Origin of the sequence: Streptomyces sp. TG1A-60 (assembly GCF_037201975.1) — a bacterium.
GTDB lineage: Bacteria > Actinomycetota > Actinomycetes > Streptomycetales > Streptomycetaceae > Streptomyces.
This window is the reverse complement of sequence record NZ_CP147520.1, coordinates 7,455,180-7,481,271: the sequence shown is the minus strand read 5'-3', so window position 1 is coordinate 7,481,271 and position 26,092 is coordinate 7,455,180. Positions and strand designations below refer to the sequence as shown.

Annotated in this window: 20 protein-coding genes and 3 pseudogenes; 11 read left to right on the top strand and 12 right to left on the bottom strand. The window is 71.7% G+C overall.

Annotated features, from left to right (window positions below; translation table 11 throughout):
- Positions 1-31: 31 nt before the first annotated feature.
- Entirely contained in the window at positions 32-172 is a 141-nt protein-coding gene (locus WBG99_RS32910) for a hypothetical protein (protein ID WP_338900610.1), read from the bottom strand.
- A 177-nt stretch (positions 173-349) separates the two neighbouring features.
- Between WBG99_RS32910 and WBG99_RS32905 the strand changes: the two genes are divergently transcribed.
- Positions 350-1,804 carry a glyceraldehyde-3-phosphate dehydrogenase gene (locus WBG99_RS32905; protein ID WP_338899842.1) on the top strand — a complete coding sequence of 485 codons (1,455 nt, stop codon included), beginning with the start codon at positions 350-352 and terminating at the stop codon, positions 1,802-1,804.
- A gap of 35 nt (positions 1,805-1,839) precedes the next feature.
- Positions 1,840-2,091: a hypothetical protein gene (locus WBG99_RS32900; RefSeq protein ID WP_338899841.1), complete on the top strand. Its 252-nt coding sequence runs from the start codon at positions 1,840-1,842 to the stop codon at positions 2,089-2,091.
- A 273-nt stretch (positions 2,092-2,364) separates the two neighbouring features.
- On the opposite strand, the gene WBG99_RS32895 is transcribed toward WBG99_RS32900, so the two are convergent.
- The 4 genes and pseudogenes from WBG99_RS32895 to WBG99_RS32880 all read right to left on the bottom strand — a co-directional run.
- On the bottom strand, positions 2,365-3,594 hold the full coding sequence (locus tag WBG99_RS32895) for a SpoIIE family protein phosphatase (protein ID WP_338899840.1): 1,230 nt from the start codon (positions 3,592-3,594) through the stop codon (positions 2,365-2,367).
- Positions 3,595-3,990: 396 nt separating this feature from the next.
- On the bottom strand, positions 3,991-5,013 hold the full coding sequence (locus tag WBG99_RS32890) for a hemolysin family protein (protein ID WP_338899839.1): 1,023 nt from the start codon (positions 5,011-5,013) through the stop codon (positions 3,991-3,993).
- Entirely contained in the window at positions 5,010-6,353 is a 1,344-nt protein-coding gene (locus WBG99_RS32885; RefSeq protein WP_338899838.1) for a hemolysin family protein, read from the bottom strand. The genes WBG99_RS32890 and WBG99_RS32885 overlap by 4 nt, the downstream gene beginning before the upstream one ends.
- 169 nt (positions 6,354-6,522) lie before the next feature.
- Positions 6,523-6,783 (bottom strand): annotated as a pseudogene (locus tag WBG99_RS32880) (LuxR C-terminal-related transcriptional regulator); the annotation flags it as partial.
- Between the two features lie 150 nt (positions 6,784-6,933).
- Here WBG99_RS32880 and WBG99_RS32875 point away from each other — a divergent pair.
- A complete protein-coding gene (locus WBG99_RS32875; RefSeq protein ID WP_338899837.1) occupies positions 6,934-8,067 on the top strand; it encodes a hypothetical protein in 1,134 nt (377 codons plus the stop codon).
- Positions 8,068-8,118: 51 nt separating this feature from the next.
- On the opposite strand, the gene WBG99_RS32870 is transcribed toward WBG99_RS32875, so the two are convergent.
- Positions 8,119-8,592: an NUDIX domain-containing protein gene (locus WBG99_RS32870; protein ID WP_338899836.1), complete on the bottom strand. Its 474-nt coding sequence runs from the start codon at positions 8,590-8,592 to the stop codon at positions 8,119-8,121.
- 68 nt (positions 8,593-8,660) lie between these two features.
- The gene (gene lnt / locus WBG99_RS32865) at positions 8,661-10,277 is read right to left on the bottom strand and encodes an apolipoprotein N-acyltransferase (RefSeq protein WP_338899835.1); all 1,617 of its coding nucleotides are present in this window, start codon (positions 10,275-10,277) and stop codon (positions 8,661-8,663) included.
- Positions 10,278-10,479: 202 nt separating this feature from the next.
- On the opposite strand from lnt, the pseudogene WBG99_RS32860 reads away from it, so the two are divergent.
- Positions 10,480-10,670, top strand: a pseudogene (locus tag WBG99_RS32860) (O-antigen polymerase); the annotation flags it as partial.
- A gap of 78 nt (positions 10,671-10,748) precedes the next feature.
- On the opposite strand, the gene WBG99_RS32855 reads toward WBG99_RS32860, so the two are convergent.
- Positions 10,749-11,306 carry a hypothetical protein gene (locus WBG99_RS32855; protein WP_338899834.1) on the bottom strand — a complete coding sequence of 186 codons (558 nt, stop codon included), beginning with the start codon at positions 11,304-11,306 and terminating at the stop codon, positions 10,749-10,751.
- Between the two features lie 50 nt (positions 11,307-11,356).
- On the bottom strand, positions 11,357-12,163 hold the full coding sequence (locus tag WBG99_RS32850; protein WP_338900568.1) for an aspartate/glutamate racemase family protein: 807 nt from the start codon (positions 12,161-12,163) through the stop codon (positions 11,357-11,359).
- Between the two features lie 58 nt (positions 12,164-12,221).
- Here WBG99_RS32850 and WBG99_RS32845 point away from each other — a divergent pair, with 58 nt between their 5' ends.
- Positions 12,222-13,397, top strand: coding sequence for a glycosyltransferase (locus tag WBG99_RS32845; RefSeq protein WP_338899833.1), 1,176 nt, complete (start codon positions 12,222-12,224; stop codon positions 13,395-13,397).
- A 49-nt stretch (positions 13,398-13,446) separates the two neighbouring features.
- On the opposite strand, the gene WBG99_RS32840 is transcribed toward WBG99_RS32845, so the two are convergent.
- Positions 13,447-14,715, bottom strand: a complete 1,269-nt coding sequence (locus WBG99_RS32840) for a TerD family protein (protein WP_338899832.1) — start codon at positions 14,713-14,715, stop codon at positions 13,447-13,449.
- Positions 14,716-15,029: 314 nt separating this feature from the next.
- Between WBG99_RS32840 and WBG99_RS32835 the strand changes: the two genes are divergently transcribed.
- The 5 genes and pseudogenes from WBG99_RS32835 to WBG99_RS32815 all read left to right on the top strand — a co-directional run.
- The gene (locus tag WBG99_RS32835) at positions 15,030-15,476 is read left to right on the top strand and encodes a DUF6643 family protein (RefSeq protein ID WP_338899831.1); all 447 of its coding nucleotides are present in this window, start codon (positions 15,030-15,032) and stop codon (positions 15,474-15,476) included.
- A 54-nt stretch (positions 15,477-15,530) separates the two neighbouring features.
- Positions 15,531-16,355: an MOSC N-terminal beta barrel domain-containing protein gene (locus WBG99_RS32830; protein WP_338899829.1), complete on the top strand. Its 825-nt coding sequence runs from the start codon at positions 15,531-15,533 to the stop codon at positions 16,353-16,355.
- Between the two features lie 240 nt (positions 16,356-16,595).
- Positions 16,596-17,219 (top strand): hypothetical protein, encoded by a 624-nt coding sequence (locus tag WBG99_RS32825; protein WP_338899828.1) that lies wholly within the window; start codon positions 16,596-16,598, stop codon positions 17,217-17,219.
- A gap of 109 nt (positions 17,220-17,328) precedes the next feature.
- Positions 17,329-19,770 (top strand): right-handed parallel beta-helix repeat-containing protein, encoded by a 2,442-nt coding sequence (locus WBG99_RS32820; RefSeq protein WP_338899827.1) that lies wholly within the window; start codon positions 17,329-17,331, stop codon positions 19,768-19,770.
- 174 nt (positions 19,771-19,944) lie between these two features.
- Positions 19,945-20,923 (top strand): annotated as a pseudogene (locus WBG99_RS32815) (alpha/beta hydrolase); the annotation flags it as partial.
- A 23-nt stretch (positions 20,924-20,946) separates the two neighbouring features.
- Here WBG99_RS32815 and WBG99_RS32810 read toward each other — a convergent pair.
- Positions 20,947-23,289: a hypothetical protein gene (locus WBG99_RS32810; RefSeq protein WP_338899826.1), complete on the bottom strand. Its 2,343-nt coding sequence runs from the start codon at positions 23,287-23,289 to the stop codon at positions 20,947-20,949.
- A 447-nt stretch (positions 23,290-23,736) separates the two neighbouring features.
- Here WBG99_RS32810 and WBG99_RS32805 point away from each other — a divergent pair, with 447 nt between their 5' ends.
- Positions 23,737-24,570 carry a DeoR/GlpR family DNA-binding transcription regulator gene (locus WBG99_RS32805; protein WP_338899824.1) on the top strand — a complete coding sequence of 278 codons (834 nt, stop codon included), beginning with the start codon at positions 23,737-23,739 and terminating at the stop codon, positions 24,568-24,570.
- A 283-nt stretch (positions 24,571-24,853) separates the two neighbouring features.
- Here the strand turns inward: WBG99_RS32805 and WBG99_RS32800 are convergent, their stop codons facing one another.
- Positions 24,854-25,996 carry a PLP-dependent cysteine synthase family protein gene (locus WBG99_RS32800; protein ID WP_338900567.1) on the bottom strand — a complete coding sequence of 381 codons (1,143 nt, stop codon included), beginning with the start codon at positions 25,994-25,996 and terminating at the stop codon, positions 24,854-24,856.
- Between the last annotated feature and the right edge of the window lie 96 nt (positions 25,997-26,092).

The window sequence follows — 26,092 nt, the reverse complement described above, 5'->3', positions numbered from 1 at the left end:
GTGAGAACGAACCAGCGCTGGTGACCCGCACTCACGCGCCCCTCACGGCGCTGCGGACCGTGCCGTACACGGCGTCGGAGTGCCGCCCGATCCACGCGCCGAGCCCCTCCAGCCGCTCGACCCGCTCGGCGGGGGTCGTGCCCCTGACCGGATTGCATCGCCATGCGCACACGCTGGGGAACTGGACGGGAGCTGGACCCCATCGGAGTGCGGGCCGCGACTTCTGACCGTGCCGTTGGCGCGCACCGCGTCGAGTCGCCGGGAGCGCTCGTCGTGGGTGCCCCTCGGTGCAGCGCACCCGAGCAAGGTGGTTAGCATATGAGCGCCGCCTAGCTCGAAAGATAAATCTGTGACTGTCAACGAGGACTCGTTCACCAACTGGAAGATCCGCGAAGAGATCGCGGAGTCGATGATCCCGGTCATCGGGAAGCTGCACCGCGAGCGGGACGTGACGGTCCTGCTGCACAGCCGCTCCTTGGTGAACAAGTCGGTGGTCAGCATCCTGAAGACCCACCGGTTCGCCCGGCAGATCGCCGGTGCGGAACTCTCGGTCACCGACACCCTGCCGTTCCTGCGGGCCCTGACCACGCTCGACCTCGGCCCCTCCCAGATCGACCTCGGCATGCTCGCCGCGACGTACCGGGCCGACGACCGGGGTCTGTCGATCGCGGAGTTCACCGCCGAGGCCGTCGCCGGCGCCACGGGCGCCCACAAGATCGAGGGCGGCGAGGGACGCGACGTCGTCCTCTACGGCTTCGGCCGCATCGGCCGGCTGGTCGCCCGGCTGCTGATCGAGAAGGCCGGCTCCGGCAACGGACTGCGGCTGCGCGCCATCGTCGTGCGCGGCGGCGGTGGGCGGGCCGCCGAGGACATGGTCAAGCGGGCCTCGCTGCTGCGCCGGGACTCCATCCACGGCCAGTTCCAGGGCACGATCACCGTCGACGAGGCCAGCAGCACGATCGTCGCCAACGGCAACACCATCAAGGTGATCTACGCGAACGACCCGTCCGAGGTCGACTACACCGAGTACGGCATCAAGAACGCCATCCTCATCGACAACACCGGCAAGTGGCGCGACCGCGAGGGACTGTCGACGCACCTGCGCCCCGGCATCGACAAGGTCGTCCTGACCGCGCCCGGCAAGGGCGACGTCCCGAACATCGTGCACGGCGTCAACCACGACACGATCAAGCCGGACGAGCAGATCCTGTCCTGCGCCTCCTGCACCACCAACGCGATCGTGCCGCCGCTGAAGGCGATGGACGACGAGTTCGGCGTGCTGCGCGGGCACGTGGAGACCGTCCACTCGTTCACCAACGACCAGAACCTGCTGGACAACTACCACAAGGCCGACCGCCGGGGCCGCTCCGCACCGCTCAACATGGTCATCACCGAGACGGGTGCCGCCTCGGCCGTCGCCAAGGCGCTGCCCGACCTGAAGGCGCCGATCACCGGCAGTTCGATCCGCGTCCCCGTCCCGGACGTCTCGATCGCGATCCTCAGCCTGCGCCTCGGCCGCGAGACCGACCGCGAGGAGGTCCTCGACTACCTCCGCAACGTCTCGCTGACCTCGCCGCTCAAGCGCCAGATCGACTTCACCAGCGCCCCCGACTCGGTCTCCAGCGACTTCATCGGCTCCCGCCACGCCTCGATCGTCGACGCCGGCGCCACCAAGGTCGACGGCGACAACGCCATCCTCTACCTCTGGTACGACAACGAGTTCGGCTACTCCTGCCAGGTCATCCGCGTCGTACAGCACGTCTCCGGGGTGGAGTACCCGACGTACCCGGCCCCGGCGGTCTGACCCGTCGGGGCCCGGCAGGGCCGACAGCCGGGCGGATGACCTCGATCGAGGCCGTCCGTCCGGCGCTGTCCCAGAGGACCGCGGCGCGGGTCCGCGAAGCGCTGACCAAGGGCGTCGTGTGCGGCCGTCTCGCCTTCGGCGCGGACGACTGCCGCCCGGCGTGCGGGACGCCGCGGGGCCGGGGCGTCGAGTGCGCCGAGGAGCCCACCGAACACCCGTACGGCATCGACCGCGGTCCGCGGGACCCCTTCGGCAGCGGCATCCGCTTCACCCTGTCGAAGGGCTGAGCACCGGGCGTTGACGCGGCGGAGGCCGATCCGCCCGCCCCCGGAGGGGGCAGGTGCCGGGGCGTCGTCAGTGGTGGCGGGCAGAGTGTCGGGCATGACGACATCAGTTGCGGTGATCATGGGTGCCGCCGCCCACGCGCAGGCCGTCGAGGACGCGATGAGGGCTTCGGCCACCTACTGCACGGGCGGCACCTCGGTGCGGGACCACGACACCTACGACCGGCTCGTACGGGGCGTCGTGGAGTGGGTGGCCCCGGCCGCGGGCCACCCGGGTCACAGCCGGAGGATGACGAGGGCCGTGTCGTCGGTGGCGCGGCCGGAGGGGAGCAGTTCGAGGAGGAGGGCGTCGGCGAGAGGCTCGGGGGCGGATCCGCGGTGGCGGGTGAGGGCGTCGGCCAGGCGGGCGAGGCTGTGGTCGATGTCTTCGTCGCGGCGTTCGATCAGGCCGTCCGTGTACAGGACCAGGGTGTCGCCCTCGGTGAAGCCGAGGATCGCCTCGACGCGGGGGATGTGTTCCGGGCGGGCTCCGAGCGGCGGATCGGTGGCCTGTTCGAGGAAAGCCACCGTGCCGTCGCGGCTCAGCAGCGCGGGCGGCAGATGGCCGGCGCTGCTGTAGGTGATGGTGTGGGACTCCCAGTCGATGCGGGTCTGCACCGCGGTGGTGTTCTGGGCACCGTCGACGGAGCGAGCGTACAGACCGAGGGCGTCCAGCGCCTGGGCTGGACCGTTCGCGACCAAGGACGCGGCGCTGAGCGCGCTGCGCAGCTTGCCCATGACGCAGGCGGCGGCCAGGCCGTGACCGACCACGTCGCCGACGGCGAGACCGATGCGATCGCCCCCGGGCAGGTCCACGAGGTCGTACCAGTCGCCGCACACGTTGAGCGCCTCCGTCGCCGGCTGGTAGCGCACGGCCGCGCGGTGGTGTCCGAGTGGGTTGGGAGCGGGGAGCATCGCCGTCTGCAGTGCGAGCGCGACCTCGCGCTCATGGGCGTGTGCCTCGCGCAGCCGCTCGTTGACCTCCTGCAGCTCACGGCCGCGTGTGTACAGCTCGGCCTCCAGCACGCGGGACCGGTCGCCGGGCGAGCGCTCGCGGGCCCGGATCAGCTCGGTGACCTCCTCCACCTTGTGGATCAGCAGCACCACGCTGCCGTCGGGACCGAACACCGGCGCGTTCACCGGGCTCCAGTACCGCTCCTCCCACTCCCCCGGCCGCTGCACCGACTCCACGTCATAGCGCTGCAGCGCCATCGCGTCCCTCTCACCGCTGTCCGCGACGCGGGTGAGGGAGGCCGCCAGGTTCCGCATGCCGTTGGCGGCCGGGTCGGCCGGGTTGTCGGGGAACACGTCGAAGAAGTAGCGGCCGACCACCTGCTCACGGGTGCGGCCCGACATCCTGAGGAACTCCTCGTTCGCTTCCGCGTACACCAGCTCGGGTGTCAGCAGCGCCACCATGCCGGGCAGCGCCTGGAACACCGCCGCGTAGTCGATCGCCGTATCCGCCATGGTCGCCGCCTCAGCGTCCGTCGCCGTCCTGTGATCTCCACCATAGGATCCGCGAGCCGCCGGGGCGCGGCCCGCTTCGAGGAGAAGCGCGCAGGTCACCCACGGTGGTCGTCCGGGGACCACAGAGTCGCGGGTGCGGGTCCAGGTGAGGGGGGAAGGCGCGTACGGGTCGGCAGGACTGCCGCCGCACTACGAGTTCCGGCCGCCTCACCGTCGACGACAGCTTCACTCGGTGGGACTCCGCACAGTCCTGAAACGCCACGGCGGCGGACGCGCCGCGACCGGGTGGGACGGCACGTGTGGGCGGACGCCGCCCGCCCCGTGCGTCTCAGAAGCCGCCCGCCCACACGTGCCCGGCCGTACGGCCGGGCCTCCCCGTATCCGGGTGTCCTACGGTCAGGCCGCCCGCGGTTGCAGATAGCGCGCCAGCAGGTCGTCCAGGGTGACCAGGCCGGCGAGCCGGCCCGTGTCGTCGCGGACCAGCGCGAGCGTGGCCCGGTGGCGGCGCAGGACGTCGATCGCGTCGGCCACGGTCGCGTCGTCGGGCAGCTCCGGTACGGGCCGGGCGAGAGCGCGGGCCGTGACGGTCCTTCCCCTGGTGCGGGCGACCAGTGCGTCGCGGGCGTGGACCGAGCCGAGGACGGTGGTGTCGTCGGCGCGGACCAGGAGGCGGGTGCGGTCGTGGTCGGCGGCGGCGCGCAGGATGGCCTCGATGCCGGCGTCCGCGTCGACGGCGGTGATCCCGGCGGCCGGGACCATGAGGTCACGCACCGGGCTCTCGGGCTCCGTCAGCGAGCGGGTGATCAGCTCGGAGTCGGCCTCGCTGATCAGGCCCAGCCGCTGTGACTCCTCCACGAGGTGCGTGAGCTGCTCGCGGTTGTGGACGGAGGTCAGCTCGTCGCGCGGGGTGACCCTGCACAGCCGCACCAGGGCGTTGCTGATCCGGTTCAGCAGCCCGATCAGCGGTCGTACGGCGTTGACCACGGCCCGGAAGGGCGGGGACAGCAGCATCGCCGAGCGCTCGGGATGGGCGATGGCCCAGGACTTGGGCGCCATCTCACCGACCACCATGTGCAGGAACACCACCACGATCATGGCAAAGACGAAAGCCACGCCGTAGCTGAGCCCGCTGGGCAGGCCGAGGTCGTGCAGCAGCGGGTCGAGTTCGTGCGAGATGGCGGGCTTGGAGACGGAGCCGAGGCCCAGGGTGCAGACGGTGATGCCGAGTTGGGCGCCGGCCAGCATCAGGGACAGCTCCCGCATGCCGGCGAGGGCCGCCTTGGCGCCGCGTTGGCCGTCGGCGGCGGCCTTCTCCATGCGGTGCCGTCTGGCGGCGACCAGTGCGAACTCGGCGGCGACGAAGAACCCGCTGCCGATCAGCAGTAGGACGGTCACGAAGAGAGCCATGGGGAAGCTCATGCCTGTTCCTCCTCACGCTCACGCACGGGCAGCCGCTCCAGGCGGACCCGGTCCGGTACGTGCCGGTCGAGGGTGCGCACGTCGATGACCGCGCTGCCGCCGTGCGGCAAATCCACGGTCAGCCGGTCGCCGATGGCCGGGAAGCGGCCGAGGCGGTCCACGACCAGGCCGGCGACGGTGTCGTAGTCGTCCTCCTCGGGCAGTTCGACACCGGTGGCGTCGCCGACCTCGTCCAAGCGGCGTCCGGCGTCCACCAGCCAGCCGTCCCCGTCGGCGACGGCGAGTTCGATGACGGTGTCGGACTCGTCGGCGATGTCACCCACCAGCTCCTCGGCGATGTCCTCGTACGTCACGATGCCGGCCACGCCACCGTGCTCGTCCAGGACCACGGCGAACTCGTCGTCCTGTTCCCGCATACGCGTCACCGCCTCCGGCAGCGGCAGCGTGTCCGGCAGGATCAGCGAGGGGCGGGCGAGGGCGCCCGCGGTGGTGTCGGTGAGGGACTCGGCGGGCAGCCGCATCAGCTCGCGTACGCCCAGCACGCCGGCGACGTCGTCCGGGTGGTCGCCGAGGACCGGGTAGTTCGAATGGCCGTGACTGGCGATCAGTTCGACCGCCTCGGCGGCGGACGCGTCCTTGCGGACGAAGACCGCGTCCACGCGCGGCACCATCACCTCGTCCAGGGTCCTCTCCGAGAACTCCAGGGCGTGGTCGAGCAGTTCGGCGGTGTCTCTGGGAAGCTCACCCTGCTCGTGGGACTCACCGATGAGGTGGCCCAGCTCCTCCAGGGTGGCGCCGTGGTGCAGTTCCTCGACGGGCTCGATGCCCACCTTGCGCAGCAGCTTGTTGGCCACGCCGTCGAAGACGTGCACCACCGGACCCACGACCTTCAGATAGGCGAGCGTGGACGCGGCCAGCGACTTCGCCAGCCGCTCGGGGACGGCGAGCGCCAGGTTCTTCGGGGCCAGCTCGCCCAGCACCATCTGGACGACGGTGGCCGCGACGAAGGCCAGGGCCACGGAGATGCCGCCGACCGCGCCTTCCGGGACTCCGGCGCCGGTCAGGGCCGGCTTCAGCAGCGCGGAGACGGACGGCTCGGCGATGAAACCGACGACCAGGCCGGTGACGGTGATGCCCAGCTGGGCGCCGGACAGCATGAACGACAGTCGCTCCAGCACCTTCAGCGCGCGGGCCGCCCGCCGGTCGCCCGCCTCCGCCTCACGTGCGAGGGCGAGCCGGTCCGCGGAGACGTACGCGAACTCCTGGGCGACGAAATAGCCCGTGCCGGCGGTCAGGACGAGGACGGCCAGCAGGCCCAGTACGGCGTTCGCGGCACTCATCGGACACCACCCCACCGCGTGCCGCGACGTGTACGGTCGTTCAGGGTCTGGCGGGGTGGTCCGGGACTGTGCCCCGGGGAGTCCGTCGGTCTGGCGGACACGGGCTTGCTCCTTCAGTAGGTGTGCAGCACGTGAACGACTCTGACCGGATCTTCGTTCCCGACCGCCATCACGCCTGTGTCGGCTCGGCGCTCACCCGTCGCCCCCTCACCGGCTCATCGACCCATCCGCCCCTGAATCGCTCGCGTTCACCGTGACCAGCCCCCTTCTCGTAGGCGACCACGACGGCTTGGGCGCGGTCGCGCAGGTCGAGCCCGGCGAAGATGCGGGCCACGTGGGACTTCACCGTGGCTTCGCTCAGGGTCAGTTCGGCGGCCAGTTCCGTGTTGGACAGACCACGGCCGAGGAGGGTCAGGACTTCCAGCCGGCGACGGGGGGCGGCTGCCTGCCAGTCCCCTTCGTCGCGCTGCGCCCATCCGTCGGGCGAGCCGACGCACCGCTGTGATCCACATGTGACCAGGGCGCCGTAGGGTCCACTCGACCAGGAATCACGGGGACGCGGTCGAACGGGGGAGAACACGTGACATATCGGCGTGCGGCGATACCGGCGGTGGTCGGAGGGCTGCTGTTCACGGCGCTGTTGTGGTGGGCGGGGGCGAGTGAGAACGTGCTGCGGCTGCGGGGCGCCCCGGATGTGCTGGGCGCCCAGGCCGCCGCCGATCTCGAACGCTGGCTCGCCCCTTGGTCGTACGACCCGCCGGCCTCGGCGCGGTTCGGGGACACGGCCCGAAGCGACGGCTCACGGTACCTCGCGCTGTACTCGACCGCGATGCAGATCCGGTTCACCGCGGTCTTCGCGTTCTTCGTGCCCGGCGCGCTGCTCCTGGTGCGCAGGCTGCCGCCGGTGCGCGGCCGGACGGCGGCGGCACTGCTCGCGGTGTGGGCCTGGGGCCTGGTGGCCGGCACACTGGCGGTCACCGTCTCCGCGCCCTGGTTGATCGCCGCGCAGGGACAGGGCAGTTACCGCTTCCTGCCTCAGCTGGCGGGCGTGGTCGCGAGCGGGCGGCAGGTCCTGGTGGGGACGGCACTGGTCGCCGCCGTGGCAACGGTCCTCATCGCGCAAATCACCGCCAAGGGCACCGATCCGCTGCCTCGGCAGGCCGTCCCGGCGCGCGCCGCCCGGCTGGCCGCCACCGTCGGAACGGCGGTGATCGCACTGTCCCTGCTGATCCTCTCGTACCAGTCGGTGGCCGCCGCCCTCCAGACGGCCTACTCGGGCGGCGGGCTGCTCTCCGAACCGGGCGACCTCCTGCGCCAGTGGTTGCTGCTGGGCGCCTGGGCGGGTCCGGCGGACGCATCGCCCGGCGACTGGCTCCTGTACCGCGCCACCGACGTACTGCTGCTGGCCGTCGTGTGGTGGGCACTGCGCCTGCTGCCGGGACTGCTCACCCGGGCCACCGTCCCGGCCCTGGCGGTCGGCGCGGTCTGCGCGACCGTCCTCGGCCTGCTGACGAGCCAGCTGCTGCGGATGCTGCTGGAGGGGACGAACCTGCGCTGGGACCTGTACCTGGCCGCCGGCCTCGGTGGTGGCGTACCGGCCGCCCTGACCTGGGGCCTGCCGGCGGGAGTCGCAGCCGCCGTGACGCTCCGGCTGGCCGGGGCCCGCAGGGCGACCACGGAAAGCCCGAAGACCACCGCGCCGCACGCATCGTGACCCGAAGCCTCGGACCTACACGGCGCGAGGGCCGGCTCCTGTGGTGCGGCCTCAGACGACGGGGTCGAACCACGTGGGTGCGTCCGACATCGTCTGTTTGATACGGAAGAGCGCGAACTCGCTCAGGTCCGGCAGGGCGTCCAGTGAGAACCAGCCGACCTCCAGCGACTCGTCGTCGTTGACGCGGGCCTCGCCGCCGACGGGCCTGCAGTAGAACGTGGTGTCCATGTACTGGCACACGTCCCCGTTGTCGTACCGCACCGGGTCGAGGGCCTGGACGAGGACGACCCGCTCCGCCACGCACCGGACGGCCGTCTCCTCGAAGACCTCCCGCACGGCACAGGCCGCCGGCTGCTCCCCCGGATCCGGGATGCCGCCGATCAGCGACCACCTGCCGTTGTCGGACCGGCGGTTCAGCAGCACTCTGCCCTCGTCGTCGAGGACGAGGGCGGTGACTCCGGGGAGCCAGAGAAGCTGGTTGCCGGCGCAAGCACGGAGTGTGCGGATGAAATCAGGGGTAGCCATGGAGCCGACCCTAACGGGCCGGTTTCCCTCATTCCCGCGCTCGAAGGACGCGCACGTGAGGCGTACGGCTACACGCCACCGGCGCGCCTCCCGCGCACACCGGCCCCGATCGCCCAACCGAGTCCACCCGCCGCGACCAGCACCAGAAGCATCTCCGGCAGGATGCCGAGCTGGGTGGCGGGAGTCTCCGAGGAGCGCAACGGCACCTTCTGGACCAGCGAGTCGGCGACGAACATGCCGGTCCTCTGGGTGATCTTCCCGTCCGGCATGATGATCGCGCTGACGCCGCTGGTCACCGGGACGGTGACGGTGCGGCTGTGCTCGACGGCGCGGACCCGGGACATGGCGAGCTGCTGGTAGGTCATCTCGCTGCGGTCGAAGGTCGCGTTGTTGCTCGGCACCGAGATCAGCTGTGCGCCGTCGGTGACCTCGGAGCGCACTGCCCAGTCGAAGGCCGCCTCATAGCAGGTGACGAGGCCGACCTTGGCGCCGTCCATGGTGAACACGCCGGGCTCGGTGCCCCGGCTGAAGTCCTTGCGGACCATGGACGTCCACTCGCTGTTGATGACCCCGATGAGCGACCGCAGGGGAAGGTACTCGCCGAACGGCTGGATCTGCCGCTTGTCGTACGTGTCGACGGGACCCTTCTCCGGGTCCCAAAGGATCTGCTCGTTGTAGAGCTTTCCGTCCCGTTCGACGACGCCTCCGACGGAGACGGGGGCGCCGATGGCCGTTGCCGCCCGCTCGATCACCACGCGGGCGTCGGCGTTGGCGAAAGGGTCGATGTCGGAGGAGTTCTCCGGCCAGAGCACGAAGTCCGGCTGTGCGACCTTGCCGGCCTTGACCTCGGCGGCCAGGCGCTCGGTCTCCCTGGCGTGGTAGTCGAGCACGGCCCGCCGCTGGGCGTTGAAGTCGAGGCCCAGCCGGGGGACGTTGCCCTGGATGACGGCCACGGTCGCGGTGCCGGTCTCGGCCTTGTCGCTCACCAGGGCACGGGAGCCGAAGGCGCCCACCAGCGGGACGGCCACGGTCAGTGCCGCCACGGCGGCGGTGCCCCGGTGTACGGCCCTGCCGGTGCGGCGCTTGTCGACGACCGGCCGTACCACCTCGCACAGCCCGAAGCCGCACAGGACGACCGCGAAACCGAGCACCGGTGTACCGCCGAGAGCGGCCAGCGGAAGGAAGACACCGTCGGCCTGACCGAAGGCGATCTTGCCCCAGGGGAAGCCGTGGAACGGGGCACGCGCGCGTGCCGCCTCACCGGTGATCCACAGGGCGGCGGACCAGACCGGCCAGCCGGGCAGCTTCGAGACGACGGCGACGCCCGCGCCGACGAGCGCCACGAACACCGCCTCGATGACCACGAGCGCCAGCCACGGTCCGGGGCCGACCTCCACGCCGGTCCACACCAGCAGCGGCAGCAGGAAGCCGAGGCCGAAGAGGTAGCCGAGGCCGAGTCCCGCCTTCCAGCCGCGTCCGCGCAGTACCCAGCCGAAGACGGCGAAGGCCGGCAGGGCCAGCCACCACAGGGTCCGGGGCGGGAAGCTGACGTAGAGCAGCACCCCGGAGAGAGCCGCGGCGGCGGCCGGAAGGAGCCGGCTGACCCATCGGGACGCCCGGGACACGGGCGCGGCCTGGGGTTCGAGCTGTTCCGGCTCGTCTACGGGAGTGGCGGTGACGGTCACTCGGGGAGTGTACGGCGCCTCACCCCGGCGCCGACAGCGCGGCCCGCGCGTCCTGGGTGAGGCCGGGGCACACATCCGCCGCAGCGTTCCTGCACGCCGCGTCCACAAACCGGCGCATCACCCGTCACAGTGTGCCCGAGTCTGTGATGTGCGGCCGGATGCGGCCGAGCGGTCGGAGCCGGCACGGTCGGGGGGCGACGGGGTGGGGTCACGGGGACGCAGTCCTCGGCCGGTACGTCGGCCGCGCATGACAGACGGAACGTTTCTGATGTCACGGGTGTGGTCATGCTGGGGGCGTGCGCGGCCTGGTCGTGGTTCACGGCGGCGGCACGGGGCGGTCGCCCGGAGGGGGTGCTGCTCGCGGTGACGGCGGGTGCGGGCCTGCTCGCGGGTGTGGCGACGGCCCGGCCCCTGACGGAGGAAGAAGACGGCGCCGGGGCGCCCGACCGCGACGACAGGCAGACGGAGGGGTCAGCGCGCGGCGCCGGACGCCCTCGGGCTCAGCCGGTCGCGGATGACCCGTACGGCCACCTCCGCGTTGTCCACGGTGATCGTGAACGTGTGACCGTCCCAGAGGCGCAGCACCACACCCTCACCACGGCGTACGACGACGGCGGTCCCCTTCTCGGGCCGCCAGCGGTAGCCCCAGCCACCCCACTGGCGGGGAGTGACGCACGGCGCGAAGACGGCGTCGGCGACCTCGGACAGGGGGATGCGGCGGCGGGGCACACCGATGTGGCCGCAGCGGACTTCGAGGCAGTCCTCGTCGACCTTCACGGAGACGTGCACGAACGCGAGCGTACCGAAGAGGATGAGGAGCCCGGCCGCGATGCAGCCGACGACCGACATGGCCAGGGGGGCGGCATCGGACGTCCACGCGGAGCCGACCGCGAGTGCGATGCCCAGTGCCATGCAGGCGGCACCGCCGAGTGCCGGCACCCACTGGCCGCGGTTGGTCGCGCGGCCGGTCCATACCTCGGGGTGCGGGCCTTCGGGGGTGCCCGTCTCGCCGTGGGGATGGTCCCTCATGGCTTCGAGCGTACTCAGGTTCCGCAACGCGGGCACCCGGTTGCGGACCGTTACCGCTGCGGGCGGGCGACCAGCGCGGGAGTGACTGTCCGCAGCAGCCTGCCCTCCTCGTAGGCCAGTGCCGCAGCGGGCAGGGAGCCCTCGCGTCCGCTGAGGATGACCGTCAGCGTCGATTCGGTCCAGTCCGCCTCGGGCCTGGGAAGTTCGCCGAGACGGCGCAGCGCCTGGGCGGCCACGGCGCCCGCGGAACCGTGCAGGACGAGAGGCGGGAGGCCGGGCTGCTGGACGGCCGCTCGGATGCGTTCGGCGACCAGTTCGTAATGGGTGCAGCCCAGGACGACGGTCGTCACATCGCCGGGGGTCAGCGCGGCGGCAGCGTCGATCGCCGCGTCGATCGCGGCGTCGTCGGCGTGCTCCACGGCCTCGGCCAGTCCCCAGCAGGGCACTTCGGTGACCGCCACGCCGTCGGTGAACTCCTTGATGAGACCGCGCTGGTAGGGGCTGCCGGTGGTGGCGGGCGTGGCCCAGATGGTGAAGGGGCCGCCGCCGGACGCGGCCGGCTTGATCGCCGGAACCGTGCCGATGACCGGCAGACCCGGTTCGAGGAAGGCGCGCAGGGCGGGCAGGGCGTGCACGGACGCGGTGTTGCAGCCGACGATCAGGGCGTCGGGCCGGTGCGCTGCGGCCACCTCGGCTACGGCGAGGGCACGCTCGGTCAGGTCCTGCGGAGTGCGCGGGCCCCAGGGCATGCCGTCGGGGTCGGAGGAGATCACGAGGTCCGCGTCGGGACGCAGTCGCCGTACCGCGGCGGCGGCGGGGAGCAGACCGATACCGGAGTCCATGAGCGCGATCTTCACCCGGCCACGATAGACGATGGCCTCGGCCGGACCACCCGGGTGGGGCAGACTGCGCACCGTGAACGCCATCGCGTGGACCGCCGCCGGATCACTCGCCGCCTGGCTGTGGCTGCTGCTGGGCCAGGGCTTCTTCTGGCGCACGGATGTGCGCCTGCCACCCCGCCGGGATCCCGTCGACTGGCCGTACGTCTGTGTCGTCGTCCCCGCGCGCGACGAGGCCGCCATACTGCCCGAGAGCCTGCCGTCGCTGCTGGCCCAGGACTATCCCGGCCGGGCCGAGGTCTTCCTGGTCGACGACGGCAGTTCGGACGGGACCGGTGGGCTGGCCCACGAGCTGGCGCGACGGCACGGGGGGCTGCCCCTGACCGTGTCCTCACCGGGGGAGCCGCCCGCCGGCTGGACGGGCAAGCTGTGGGCCGTACGGCACGGAATGGGGCTGGCACGCGCGCGTGGACCCGAGTTCCTGCTGCTGACGGACGCGGACATCGCCCATCGGCCGGACAGCCTGCGCACGTTGGTGGCATCCGCGCGCACCGGTGGCTTCGACCTCGTGTCCCAGATGGCACGGCTGCGCGCCGAGAGCGTGTGGGAACGGCTCGTCGTACCCGCCTTCGTCTATTTCTTCGCCCAGCTGTATCCGTTCCGCCGGATCGGCGTGCGGGGTTCGCGCACGGCCGCCGCGGCGGGTGGCTGTGTGCTACTGAGCGCCGAGGCCGCCGAGAGGGCGCGGATTCCGGACGCGATCCGGCAGGCGGTCATCGACGATGTGGCACTGGCCGGGGCGGTCAAGAGGAGCGGCGGCCACATCTGGCTGGGGCTGGCGGAGCGGGTGGACAGTGTGCGGCCCTATCCGGGCCTGCACGACCTGTGGCGGATGGTCTCACGCAGCGCCTACGCCCAACTGCTGCACAACCCTCTGCTGCTCGCCGGTACCGTCCTGGGTCTGGCAGTGGTCTACCTGGTACCGCCCGTCGCGCTCCTCATGGGTCTCGCCATGGAAGAGCCGGCGACGGCACTCCTCGGCGGGCTCGCCTGGCTGCTGATGACGGCGACGTACGTACCGATGCTCCGTTATTACGGTCAGCCGCTGTGGCTCGCTCCCCTGCTGCCGTTCACCGCGTTTCTGTACCTGCTGATGACGGTGGACTCCGCGGTGCGGCACTACCAGGGGCGGGGTGCGGCCTGGAAGGGCCGCACCTACGCACACCCGGACTCGGTCCCGGAGGAGAGCTAGGGCGTGACCTCCCGAGACAGAACACCTGGGGGCCGCCGCCTGCGGGCCGCTATTTCCTGCCGGGGGTCCAGTTCATCCCCCACCCGTAGGCGTTATCGACCGTACGCTGCGGGCTCACTCCGCGTTCGGGGACCAGGTAGCGGGCCTCGCGCTGGACGATGAGGTCGCCGCCCTGGTGGGTGATGAGGGCGAGGGCGCAGACGGTGGAGGGGACGGTGCACTCGTCGAGAGAGAAGTCGACGGGTGCTCCGTGCTGCGGCTGGAGGGTGACCGTCGCGTGCAGATCGGCGAAGGAGCGGGCGCCCTCGTAGATGGTGACGAAGATGAGGATGCGCCGGAAGGCCTGCTTGTGGTCGAGGTTGACGGTGAGGTTCTCGCCGCTGCTCACGGCGCCGGTGCGGTCGTCGCCGTCGAGGTGGATGAAGGGCGGCCGGTGCAACGCCCCGAAGGCGTTGCCGAGTGCCTGGACGACGCCCTTGCTGCCGTCGGACAACTCGAACAGGGCGCACAGGTCGAGGTCGAGGTCCGCGTGGTGCGCGACGGCCCGGCCCAGCTTGCCGCCCCACCCCTTGAACTGCTTGCGCACCTCCCAGTTGAGGTTCAAGCGCAGGGCGCCGGAGGTGCCGCCCTGTTTGGTGAGGGAGACCGCCGGGGCCTCCTTGGTGAGCGTGACCTTGGTCAGGGGGACCGGGGCCGGCGGCGCGGGCGGCGGTGCCGTCACGGGGGGCGGCACGGTGACGGGCGGGGTCACGGGCGCGGGCGGTGCCACGGGCGCTGCCGCCGCCGTGTGCTGCGGTTCGTCCACGGTGATGCCGAAGTCGGCGGCGAGGCCTTCGAGTCCGCTGCCGTAGCCCTGGCCGACGGCGCGGAACTTCCAGGTGCCCTGGCGGCGGTAGAACTCCCCGAGCACGAAAGCGGTTTCGGCGCCGGCGTCCGCGCTGTCGAAGCGGGCGGCCTCGGTGCCCGCCCGCTCGTCGATCACGCGGATGTACAGCCCGGGGACCTGCCCGAAGCTGCCGCCGTCCGCCGAGGCGGCGATCACCACGGTCTCGATGGCGGGCTCCACGCGCGCGAGGTCGACGAGGAGCGAGTCGGTCACCTGGCCGTCGGCGTCCCGCTTGCCCTCGTGCCGTATCGCGCCGGAGGAGTGCGCGGGCTGGTTGTAGAAGACGAAGTCGGCGCCGGAACGCACCTTTCCACCCACCAGCAGCAGCGCCGAGGCATCCGTGTCGGGCACGCCCGGTCCGGAACGCCGGCCCAGTTCCACGCGTAGCGCGGTCGTCGGTACCGCGGTGTTCGATCCTTTCGGCATTGACATGTCCGCCCCCATCAGAAGGTCGACCAGAAGGTCGTCGCCAGGCCGCGTCCCACGCAGCGTCGGATCCGGTCGGATCCGTTGTCGGCGCCAAACCTATTCCCCGGACGCCTGAACCCCCAGAAGCCGTACCGAAAGATCCGTCTCCATCCACCGGTAACCCGCCAGGAACTCTCCCTTTACACGATCAGAACGCGTATCGCTGCCCCTTTTCGCCGACTTCGCTCGTATTGGGGGTCCAGCGTCACTGCCGACACGGAAAACAACCCTCTTATCGGTCTCCCCAACCAGCACATCGTGGGCTTAACTTATGTGCCATGACCTCCCCCCGCTCCACCTACGGCGGCGGTTACTACTCCGCCTCGTCCTTCGCGGACACCCCGATCTACGACTCTCTCGTCGCCGAGCGGGGAACCCCTCAGATCGCCCCGATCCGGGTACCCGCCGCGTACGACACCCCGGGCAGCAATCTGCCCGCGCTCCCGTCGGCGCTTCCCGCGCTGCCGACCGGTCCCTCCCAGCCGTCCCCCGCCTACGGCTATCCGCAGGCCCAGCAGCCCTCGCCGCTCCAGCAGGCGCCGAACGCGTACATCCCGCAACAGGCCGGCGCTCCGCGCGGCTACCCTGGCGCCCAGCCGCAGCAGCAGCGCCCGACGACCGGCAACACCGGCTACGAGGCCATGCGCCCGGCGGCCCCCCGCCCGGCCCAGGCCGCCCCGTACCAGCAGGAGCCGTACAACGGCCAGCAGTACCGCGGGTACTGAGCCCACGGGAGACATCCGCGTGGGGTTGTCGCAGCCTGCTGGCAGGATGACCCCATGGGGAATCCGTCACTGCACTCGATACATGTCCACCCGCTGAAGGCGGCCCGGGGGTTCGCCCCCGACGAGGCCGTCGTGGAGCCCTGGGGGCTGGCGGGCGACCGCCGTTGGGTGCTTGTCGACGACTCGGGCAAGATCATCACTCAACGCACGCATCCGCGTATGGCGTTGGCCGCCGCCGGGCCGCGGCCCGGCGGCGGTCTCCTGCTGTCCGCGCCCGGCCGTGCGCCGCTCACCGTCCCCGTGCCCGCGTCCACCGGCACGACCACGGTGGAGATCCATCGGGACAAGGTGGAGGGGGTCCCCGCCGACGCCGCGGCGCACGCCTGGTTCAGCGACTACCTGGGTCTCCCCGTGTGTCTCGTACACCTCGACGACCCGGCCACCCGCCGCCCGATCGACCCCGAGTACGCCCGCCCCGGCGAGACCGTCAGTTTCGCCGACGGCTATCCCCTGCTGCTCACCACGCGCGCCTCGCTCGATGCGCTCAACTCGCTCGTCGCCCGGGGCGACCACCCCGAGGAGGGCCCGCTGCCGATGAGCCGCTTCCGGCCGAACGTGGTCGTCGACGGCACGGTCGCGTGGGCCGAGGACGACTGGCGGCGGATCGCCGTCGGGGAGGTCATGTTCCGGGTCGCCAAGATGTGCGGGCGGTGCGTGGTGACCACCACCGACCAGGACACCTCCGAGCGCGGGCGCGAACCGCTGCGCGCACTCGCCCGCCACCGTCGTTTCGGCGACAAGCTGGTCTTCGGGCAGAACCTGGTTCCGGAATCCGGAGGCACGGTCCGGATCGGAGATCCGGTGCGGATACTCGAATAGGGCGTTCGATCTCGATGAGGTCTGGGCGGTCTTGAGCTAACCCCTCTTCCCACCTTGAAAATTCAAGCTCCTACGATGGTTCATGTGAAGGGAACACAGGCTCTCGGCCCGACCGTTGGGGCTTTGTGAGAAGTTCACGAGAAGGCCGGTGGGAGGGTGATTTCGCTCTCTCCTGACCGGGATCGCGCGTGGACGGCCCGGTTCGGGGTCACCACGGACGCGGAAGGGGGGTGGGGGACAGTGCGGGCCATCGGTGGACTACGGGCGTTCGGCGGGCTGTGGCGTTGGCGGCACAATCCGCTGCGCCGGACGACCGATCTGGCGGAGGGCTGGCTGGCGTTCGCGGCCCTCGTACTGATCCTCGTCGCCGCGCCCCTGATCGGCGCGGTCGTCGGCACCACCGCCCAGGGCGCCCTGCAGCAGTCCGTGCGCGACCAGCAGGAGAACCGGCACCGGGTGCGGGCCACCGTCGTCAAGAAGGTCGACGGCTCCCTGATCGCCCCGGACCCCGAGACCGCCACGGCCCCCGACCGGCAGAGCCGGGTCGTCGCCGACTGGACCGGTCCGGACGGCACCGACCGGCACGGCACGGTCATGGCGAACCTCATGACCCCGCGGCCCGGCGACCGCTTCACGTTGTGGACGGACGGGCAGGGCCGCGAAGTGGGCCGCCCCCTGGACAGCGCCACCGCTACGGCCCACGCCGTGCTGGCCGGATTCGGCGCCACCGTGCTCGCCGCGGGGCTCGTCGAGGGCGGCAGGCGTCTGATCCTCTGGCGCATGGTCCGCCGCCGGTACGCCCGTTGGGACCATGCCTGGGACGAGGCGGGTCCGGACTGGGGCAGGACGGGCGCCGGCAGCTGAGCCTTGGCACTCCGGTCAACTCCCCCCGCCCGCGCACGCTACGGTGGACCGACCAGCCGAACTGTTCGGCATCGACCCGCGTTCCACGAGGTGGGGGCACAGCAACGCCATGGCACAGGGCACGGTCCAGGTGACGCACACCGGTACATCGCGGTGGCGGCGCCGCACGGGTGAGTACGCATCGCTGGCCGCAGCCCTGGAGGCCGCGAGCGACGGCGATGTGCTCATCATCGCTCCCGGCACGTACCGGGAGAACCTCGTCGTGCAGCGCGGGGTCACGCTGCGCGGCCCGGAGGGCTCGCCCGGCTCGGTGCGCATCGCGCCCCTGGACGGGGTGCCGCTGACCATCTCCGCCTCGGCCGTGGTGCAGGACCTGCACGTCGAGGGCCAGGACGCGGCTGCGCCCGCACTGCTCGTCGAGGACGGCACGCCCGAGCTCATGGACCTGCGGATCGTCACGCGTTCCGCGGCCGGCATCGAGGTGCGCGGCGGCGCCCGCCCGACGGTCCGGCGCTGCACGGTCGACAACCCGGCCGGGATCGGCATCGCCGTGGTCGACGGCGGCGGTGGCGTGTTCGAGGAGTGCGAGGTCGTCGCGGCCGGCCAGGCCGGTGTCGCGGTGCGCGGCGGCGCCCATCCGCGCCTGGACCGGTGCCGGGTGCACCACACCTCCGGTTCGGGCCTGGCGGCGACCGGGGAGAACTCCTCGCTGGAAGCGGTCGGCTGCGAGGTCTACGAGGTCCGGGGCAGCGGCGTACAGATCACCGGGCGGGCCACGGCCCATCTGACCGACTGCGATGTGCACCGCACGACGGCCGACGGGGTCACGCTCGACACGGACGCCGTGCTCACCCTCGCGGACTGCCGCATCCACGACATCCCGGAGAACGCGGTGGACCTCCGCTCCCGCTCCGTCCTCACCCTGACCCGCACGACGGTCCGGCAGTTCGGGCGCAACGGGCTGTCGGTGTGGGACCCGGGTACACGGGTGGACGCCAACCAGTGCGAGATCTTCGACAGCACGGGCGACTATCCGGCCGTCTGGGTCAGCGACGGGGCGACGGCGGTGCTGGAGTCCTGCCGGGTGCACGACGTGCCGGACGCGCTGTTCGTGCTGGACCGGGGCTCCCGCGCGGACGTCGTCGACAGTGATCTGTCGCAGGTGCGGAACACGGCGGTGTCGGTGAGCGACGGGGCGACCGCGCAGCTCGACGACTGCCGCATCCGGGACGCCGCCACGGGCGCCTGGTTCCGCGACCACGGCAGCGGCGGCACCCTCGACGGCTGCACCGTGGACGGCACACAGACCGGCGTCATCGTCACCAAGGGCGCCGACCCGACCATCGAGCGCTGCACGGTCACCTCACCCGCCGAGGCGGGCTTCTACGTCTCCGCCGAGGGCCGCGGCAGCTTCCTGAACTGCCGGGTGACGGGCAGCGGCGGCTACGGCTTCCACATCATCGACGGCTGCCGGGCGGCCCTGCGCAAGTGCCGTACGGAGCGCTGCGCGCGTGGTGGCTACGAGTTCGCGGACGGCGGCCCCGGCACCGCGGGCGGCGGCCCTGTCGTCGAGGACTGCACCAGCGACGAGAGCGCGGGCGTGCGGCTTCCGACGGCGAAGGAGACGCTCCCACAGACCACGTCCCAGTCCCCCGGACTGCTGGGCTCGATTCCGGGCCAGCGCACCACCGAGCAGCCGCCGGCCATCACGCCGCCCGCCGCCGAGCCCGAGGCGCCGGCGCGCACCTCGAAGGCCGTGCTCGGTGAACTCGACGCGCTGGTAGGCCTGGACAGCGTCAAGCGCGAGGTCCGCGCCCTCACCGACATGATCGAGGTGGGCCGCCGCCGCCAGGAGGCCGGCCTCAAGGCGGCGTCCGTCAAGCGGCACCTGGTGTTCACGGGCTCCCCCGGCACCGGCAAGACGACGGTGGCCCGTCTGTACGGCGAGATCCTGGCCTCGCTCGGTGTCCTGGAGAAGGGGCATCTCGTCGAGGTGTCCCGCGTGGACCTGGTCGGCGAACACATCGGTTCCACGGCGATCCGCACCCAGGATGCCTTCGAACGGGCCCGTGGCGGGGTGCTGTTCATCGACGAGGCGTACGCGCTGTCGCCGGAGGACTCGGGCCGGGACTTCGGCAAGGAGGCCATCGACACGCTGGTCAAGCTGATGGAGGACCACCGGGACGCCGTGGTGGTGATCGTCGCCGGCTACACGGCCGAGATGAAGCGCTTCCTCACCGTCAATCCAGGCGTGGCGTCCCGCTTCTCGCGGACCATCACCTTCGACGACTACGTCCCCGACGAGCTGCTGCGCATCGTGGAACAGCAGGCAGAGGAGCACGAGTACCGGTTGGCGCCGGGCGCCGGCGAGGCGCTGCTGAAGTACTTCACGGCGATCCCCAAGGGCCCGGCCTTCGGCAACGGCCGTACCGCGCGACAGACTTTCGAGGCGATGGTGGAGCGCCACGCGAGCCGGGTGGCCCAGGTCGACGAACCCAGCACGGACGAGTTGACGCTGTTGTACGGGGAGGACCTGCCGGAGCTGCCGTAGCGGAGGCACCTGGGGTGAGCCCCCGGGGGAAACCCCACCCGAGGTGTGCTGTCGGCCGGATGGGACCGGAGTGATCCGGCGGGCAGCATGATCCCCATGACGCATCTCAGTCGACGAACCCTGGTCCTGGCCCTCTCCGTCTCGGCCGCCACCACCCCGACCGCCGTCTCCGGCGCCACGAACGGCGGGGCGGTGCTGCGCAGCCTCACCACCGCCAACGAGGTTCGGGACATCGACCGTTTCCGGCATGCCCTGGGCGAGGAGCGGCTGTCGGCGTACGGGGTGTCGTACGGACCTACGTGAGCGCCGTGTACGCGCAGAAGTACCCGGAGCGGACCGACGCTGGGTGCTGGACAGCAGCGGCGACCCGAATCCTCGGCTGGTCCAGCGAGGCTGGCTGGCGAACATGGCACAGGGCGCGGAGGACCGGTTCCCGGACTTCGCGGCCTGGGCCGCCGACCCGGCGCAGGATGCGGAGGGCTTGCGGCTCACCGAGCAGCCGGAGGACGTACGGCCCTTGTTCCTGTCCCTGGCCGCCGAACTGGACCGTGCGCCGAGGACGACGACCACCGAGGGCGGTGCGCTGACCGGCAACCGGCTGCGGCAGGCGATGCAGAGCGCCCTGTACAACGACAACTTGTTCGACGAACTGGCCCGGCTGATACGGCAGGTCATGGACCCGAAGGCGAGGCCGGTCCTGACACCCGACGTGGCCGGACCGTTGCGCGACGAGGACGCGGCGGTCGTCATGGCGGTGGTCTGCAACGACGTGCGCTGGCCGGCCTCGGTGGCCGCACACGGGCAGGCGGTGGCCGAGAACCGCGTGCGGTATCCGCTCACCGCCGGGATGCCGGTGAACGTCACACCGTGTTCCTTCTGGAAGAACAGGCCCATGGAGAAGCCGACCCGGATCACCGACGAGGGGCCGTCCAACATCCTCATGATCCAGCACCGGCGGGACCCGTCCACCCCCTACTTCGGCGCGCTGAAACCGCGGGCCGCGCTGGGCGACCGGGCCCGGCTCGTCACGCTGGAGAGCGGTGGGCACGGCGCGTATCTCGGAAGGGGGAACGCCTGCGGCGACCATGCGGTGACGACCTTCCTCCGCACGGGACAGCGGCCGGGACAGGACGTCTCCTGCCCGGACGAGTGACCGGAGGTTCCGGCGGACGTGACCTAGGACTGCCGGGGGCCCGGCACCTCCGGGCCGATGCGCGCCAGTAGTCGTTGTCGTTCGTGGACGAAGGCCGGGTCCGCCTGGTAGTCGGAGTGGCCGAGGATCGGGGCGGGCAGGGGGTGGGCACCGGTGCGACCGTGGGCGAGCGGGTCCGTGAAGGGCTCCGCGTCGACTGGCGGTCCGCATCGGCTCGTCAGACGCACGGGGCCGCCGATGGGGTCGGTGAGGCGGTAGAGGTTGCGCCAGCAGTCGACCTCGCGGTGCAGGGAGGCGAGCGGCTCCGGGCCGAAGTGGGCGGGGAACCAGCGCCCGTACAGCCGCTCCAACGGGGAACCGTACGTGAGCAGCGCGACGCGCCTGCGGACCGACGGGGGCAACTGCCAGGCGGCGGCAGCCGCGAGGACACTGCCCTGGGAGTGGCCGGAGAGGACGAGTCGGCCGCCCGTGGCGCGGGTCCAGGCGGCCATGCGCCAGGTCAGGTCGGGCACGGCCCGCTCGGCATAACAGGGCGGCGCGAACGGGTGGGCGGCACGCGGCCAGAACGTGCCCACGTCCCAGAGGATGCCGATCGTGCGGCGCGCGGAGGCGTCCTTGTAGGCCCGGCGCCCCCAGGTGACGAACAGCAGGAAGCCCACGCCTGTCAGCCAGGACCCCAGCGCCTGCGCGGTCTCGGCGGCGCCCGCGACGACGTCGTACGAGTCGTGCGCCGCCTCCGCCGGTGTCTCACGCGTCGCCAGGGCGCCGGTCAGGGCTGTGGCGCCGAGGAGCAGGGTCACGGTGGAGGTGATGCCGATGATGCGCGGCGCCCTGTCGGTGAGGGCGGCCATGGCTCGGGTCCGCGCGATGCGGCGGGTGCGGCCGGTGTCCTGGGACTCCTGCTCCTCGTCCGGTCGCTCCGCCGCCTCCTCGCCCAGTCGGTCTTTCGCCTCCTCGTTCGATCGCTCCTCGGCCCGGCGTTCGTGGTGGGACCGGCCCTCCACCAGGTCGTACTCCCGCTCCACCGCCGCCGTCTCCGCTCGTCGCAGTACCCAGGTGCGGCGGGCCAGCCAGCCGAGAAGGCCGAGGACGACCAGGAGGAGAGGCGGGATCACCGAGGCCTGCCAGGTGAGAAGGACCGGTGGGCCCGGCAGGGCGTCGTCCGTGCCGCCCAGCCAGTCGGCGACGCGTTGGGCGACGCCGGCGGACATGACGCCGCCTAGGGCGCAGGCGAGCATCGCGACGGCGGGGCCGGCCAGGCCGTACATGGCGGTGCGGGGGTCGGGGCGGGAGCGGTAGAGAATGTGAGCGACCACGCCGAGCGCGATGAGGAGCACGCCTTGGACCAGGGTGATCCCGCCGAAGGTCATGTCTCCCGGCAGCCGCCCCGCCGACCGCCAGCCGGGGCGTGACCACCCGGCGTACACCGCGGCGAGGACGAGCAGGGCGATCGAGCACGCGGGCAGGCGGCGTACCAGGTGCTCGTCCAGTTCCATGTCGAGGCGCCGCTCGCTGCGGCCCCGGCGGCACACCACCCACACCACGACCACCGCGAGCACGACCAGTGCCGTGTTCAGCAGCCAGCCCAGGAGTTCCAGGAAGGTGGGGCCGCCCGCCCGGCGGTCGTGGCGGGCCGCGGACGTGCCGACGGCCGCCGCGACCGTCAGGAAACCGGCCGCCGCATGGGCGGCGCGCAGCCTGGCCACCAGGCGGCGCCCGTACCAGAAGCCGGGCCGGCCGAGTGCGACGCGTGCCGTTTCCTCGACGTCGGGTGCGACGCGTGGCGCCTTCTCGTCATCCAGGCGGGTGTCCTCGCGGTCCATGGGCCGCTGGGACTCGTAGTCGCTCCAGGTGCGGTGGGAGAGGTACCACAGGAGGCCGGTGAGCGCGGCGGGCACCAGGGCGGCCAGGGCGAGGCGGCGGCCGGGCCGGCTCCACCAACCGTCGGCGGAGACGGCCGGGGAGAGGAAGCCGAGCCAGGTGTGCTCCTCGGCGCACGCGCGTGTGCCGGCACACTGCCAGGCGGTCAGGTCCAGGGCGACCTCGCAGGCCGCGGCGACGAGCAGCACTGTCAGCGTCAGGCCGGTCAGGCGGACGAGGAGGCCGTAGAGACGTACCGTGCGTCTGCGGTCACGGGTGGTGGGACGCATCCAGTGGGCGAGGTTGACGACCATGAACGGCAGCAGCAACAGCCACAGGGCGCGCGAGCCGTTGCCGGAGGTGAGGTTGCACCAGACGTAGGCCTCGGGGACGGGTTTGCCGCAGTGGTCGGAGGGCCGGGCCTCCGCGTCGGCGTCGTCGATGCGCCGGAAGACGGCGGCCGTGTCGTCGCCGGTGATGCGGACTGTGCGCGGATCGTCCAGCATGCGTTCGGGGGTGGTGCCACCGACGCCGTGGACGAGGAGTTCGAGGGCGGCGCCGTCCGCCGGGGGACGGCCGGATTCCCGGTGCTTTCCCGGCCCGGTGGGCTCCGAATGTTCCCTGGGTTCCGTATGTGCCGTATGTTCCCTCGCACGATCCACTGTTCCGCTTCCCCCGTGACGCGCCGCAAGTCAGGTGATGTGCAGGCACTGATGATCGCCGTTGGGCGGGACTCGTACACCTGTGGTCACGGAATCTCCCCGATCCGTGCGCCGGTGGCGGGCGCCAGGAACGGAGCACGACGGGCGCGCGCCTGTGCGGGGAGTGGCGCCGCCGGTGGTGCGGCATGCGAACATGGGACGTCCTCGGGACCGGGGGCTGGGGGAATGTCCTCGTCGGAGGGGGTATGGGAGGCGTGTCGAGCGTGATGGGGCGAGAGGACCGGAGCGAGCGTGGGTGAGAACCAGAACCTCCTCGCGGAGCAGCGCCGTTCCCTGATCCTCGACGAGGTACGACGGCGGGGCGGGGTCCGGGTCAACGAGCTGACGCGCAAGCTCGGTGTCTCGGACATGACGGTGCGCCGGGATCTGGACGCGCTCGCCCGTCAGGGCGCGGTGGAGAAGGTCCACGGCGGCGCGGTTCCGGTGGCCGAGGCGAGCACGCACGAGCCGGGTTTCGAGGCGAAGTCGGGGCTGGAGCTGACCGCCAAGGAGGACATCGCGCGGGCCGCCGCGGAGTTGGTCGCGCCGGGTTCGGCGATCGCCCTGTCGGGCGGTACGACGACGTACGCGCTCGCGCACCGGCTCGTGGACGTGCCCGATCTGACCGTGGTCACCAACTCGGTGCGGGTCGCCGACGTCTTCCACGCAGCCCAGCGCACCTCGGGCCCCCGGCAGGGTGCGGCGACCGTGGTGCTCACCGGCGGGGTGCGGACGCCGTCCGACTCGCTGGTGGGTCCGGTGGCCGATCAGGCGATCGCGGCGCTCCACTTCGATGTGCTGTTCCTGGGGGTGCACGGGATATCGGTCGAGGCCGGGCTGTCGACGCCGAACCTGGCGGAGGCCGAGACGAACCGGCGGCTGGTGCAGTCGGCCCGGCGGGTCGTGGTGGTGGCGGACCACACCAAGTGGGGGACGGTGGGGCTCAGTTCGTTCGCGGCGCTGGAGCAGGTCGACACGTTGGTGACCGACGCGGGGTTGGCCGCGCAGGCGCGGGCCGAGGTCTCCGAGCATCTGCGGCGGCTGGTGGTGGCCGGAGAGGACTCTGACGACGGCGCCGATGTGTGAGCGCCGTTTCGCATGAGGTCGACTTGAGGCTGCGGGCCGTTCGTGGCTGGTCGCGCGGTTCCCGCACCCTTGAAGGACTGGCGCTGGGCGCGGCCTCATGTCCCCCTGGTTCCGCCACAGGCGACGTTCGACCCGTCGCGACGCCCGGCACGCACTCTCGCCGCACCGGCCGAAAGCACGAGTACGTCCAGGCCCTTCGGGCGGATGACGCCTTCCGGCCGGCACACCGAGAGCACGCCCCGGACGCCCGCTCCTTCGCGGGCGAACGCCGCCTGCCGCGGCACTAGTCTCCCCACACGCCCGTCTTCAGCAGGGTCTCGATCGCTGCCGTGTAGTGCGCGATGTCCAGGCCCTGCTCCTCCAGCCACTCGTCCGAGTAGTACTTGTCGAGGTAGCGGTCGCCCGGGTCGCACAGGAGGGTGACCACGCTGCCCTGGTGGCCCTCCGACACCATCTCGGCGACGATCTTCAGCGCGCTCCACAGGCCGGTGCCGGTGGAACCGCCGGCCTTGCGGCCGATGGCCTGTTCCAGTGCTCGTACGGCGGCGACGCTGGCGGCGTCGGGGACCTTCATCATGCGGTCGACGGCGCCGGGGACGAAGCTGGGCTCCATGCGGGGACGGCCGATGCCCTCGATGCGGGAGCCGCAGTCGCAGGTGACGTCGGGGTCCCCGGTGGTCCAGCCGTCGAAGAAGCAGGAGTTCTCGGGGTCGGCGACACAGATGCGGGTGTCGTGCTGCATGTAGTGGACGTACCGGGCGATGGTCGCGGAGGTGCCGCCGGTGCCGGCCGTGGCGACGATCCAGGCGGGCTCGGGGAAGCGCTCCAGCCGGAGCTGGCGGAAGACCGATTCGGCGATGTTGTTGTTGCCTCGCCAGTCCGTGGCCCTTTCGGCGTAGGTGAACTGGTCCATGTAGTGACCGCCGGTGTCCGCCGCGAGGCGGGCCGACTCCTCGTACATCTTCCGTGAGTCGTCCACGAAGTGGCATCGGCCGCCGTGGAACTCGATCAGACGGATCTTCTCGGCGCTGGTCGTGCGGAGCATCACGGCGACGAAGGGGACGCCGATCAGTTTGGCGAAGTAGGCCTCGGAGACGGCCGTGGAACCGCTGGAGGCCTCGATGACGGGGCGGCCCGGACGGATCCAGCCGTTGCACAGGCCGTAGAGGAAGAGGGAGCGGGCGAGGCGGTGCTTGAGGCTGCCGGTGGGGTGGGTCGACTCGTCCTTGAGGTACAGGTCGATGCCCCATCGCTCGGGCAGCGGGAAGCGCAGCAGATGGGTGTCGGCGGAGCGGTTGGCGTCGGCCTGGACCTTGCGGACGGCTTCTTTGAGCCAGCTCCGGTACGCGGTGTCGCTGTGGTCGACGTCGAGAGTCGCGCCGGGATGGATGGGGCGGGGGATGTTCACGGCGTGCTCCTCACGCATCGCGCCGACGGCGTGCGCGACGTCGGACGCCTCGATGATAGGCGCCTTCCGCACGCTTCTCACCTGCATAAACATGCCTTTGAGTACCTCAAGGGC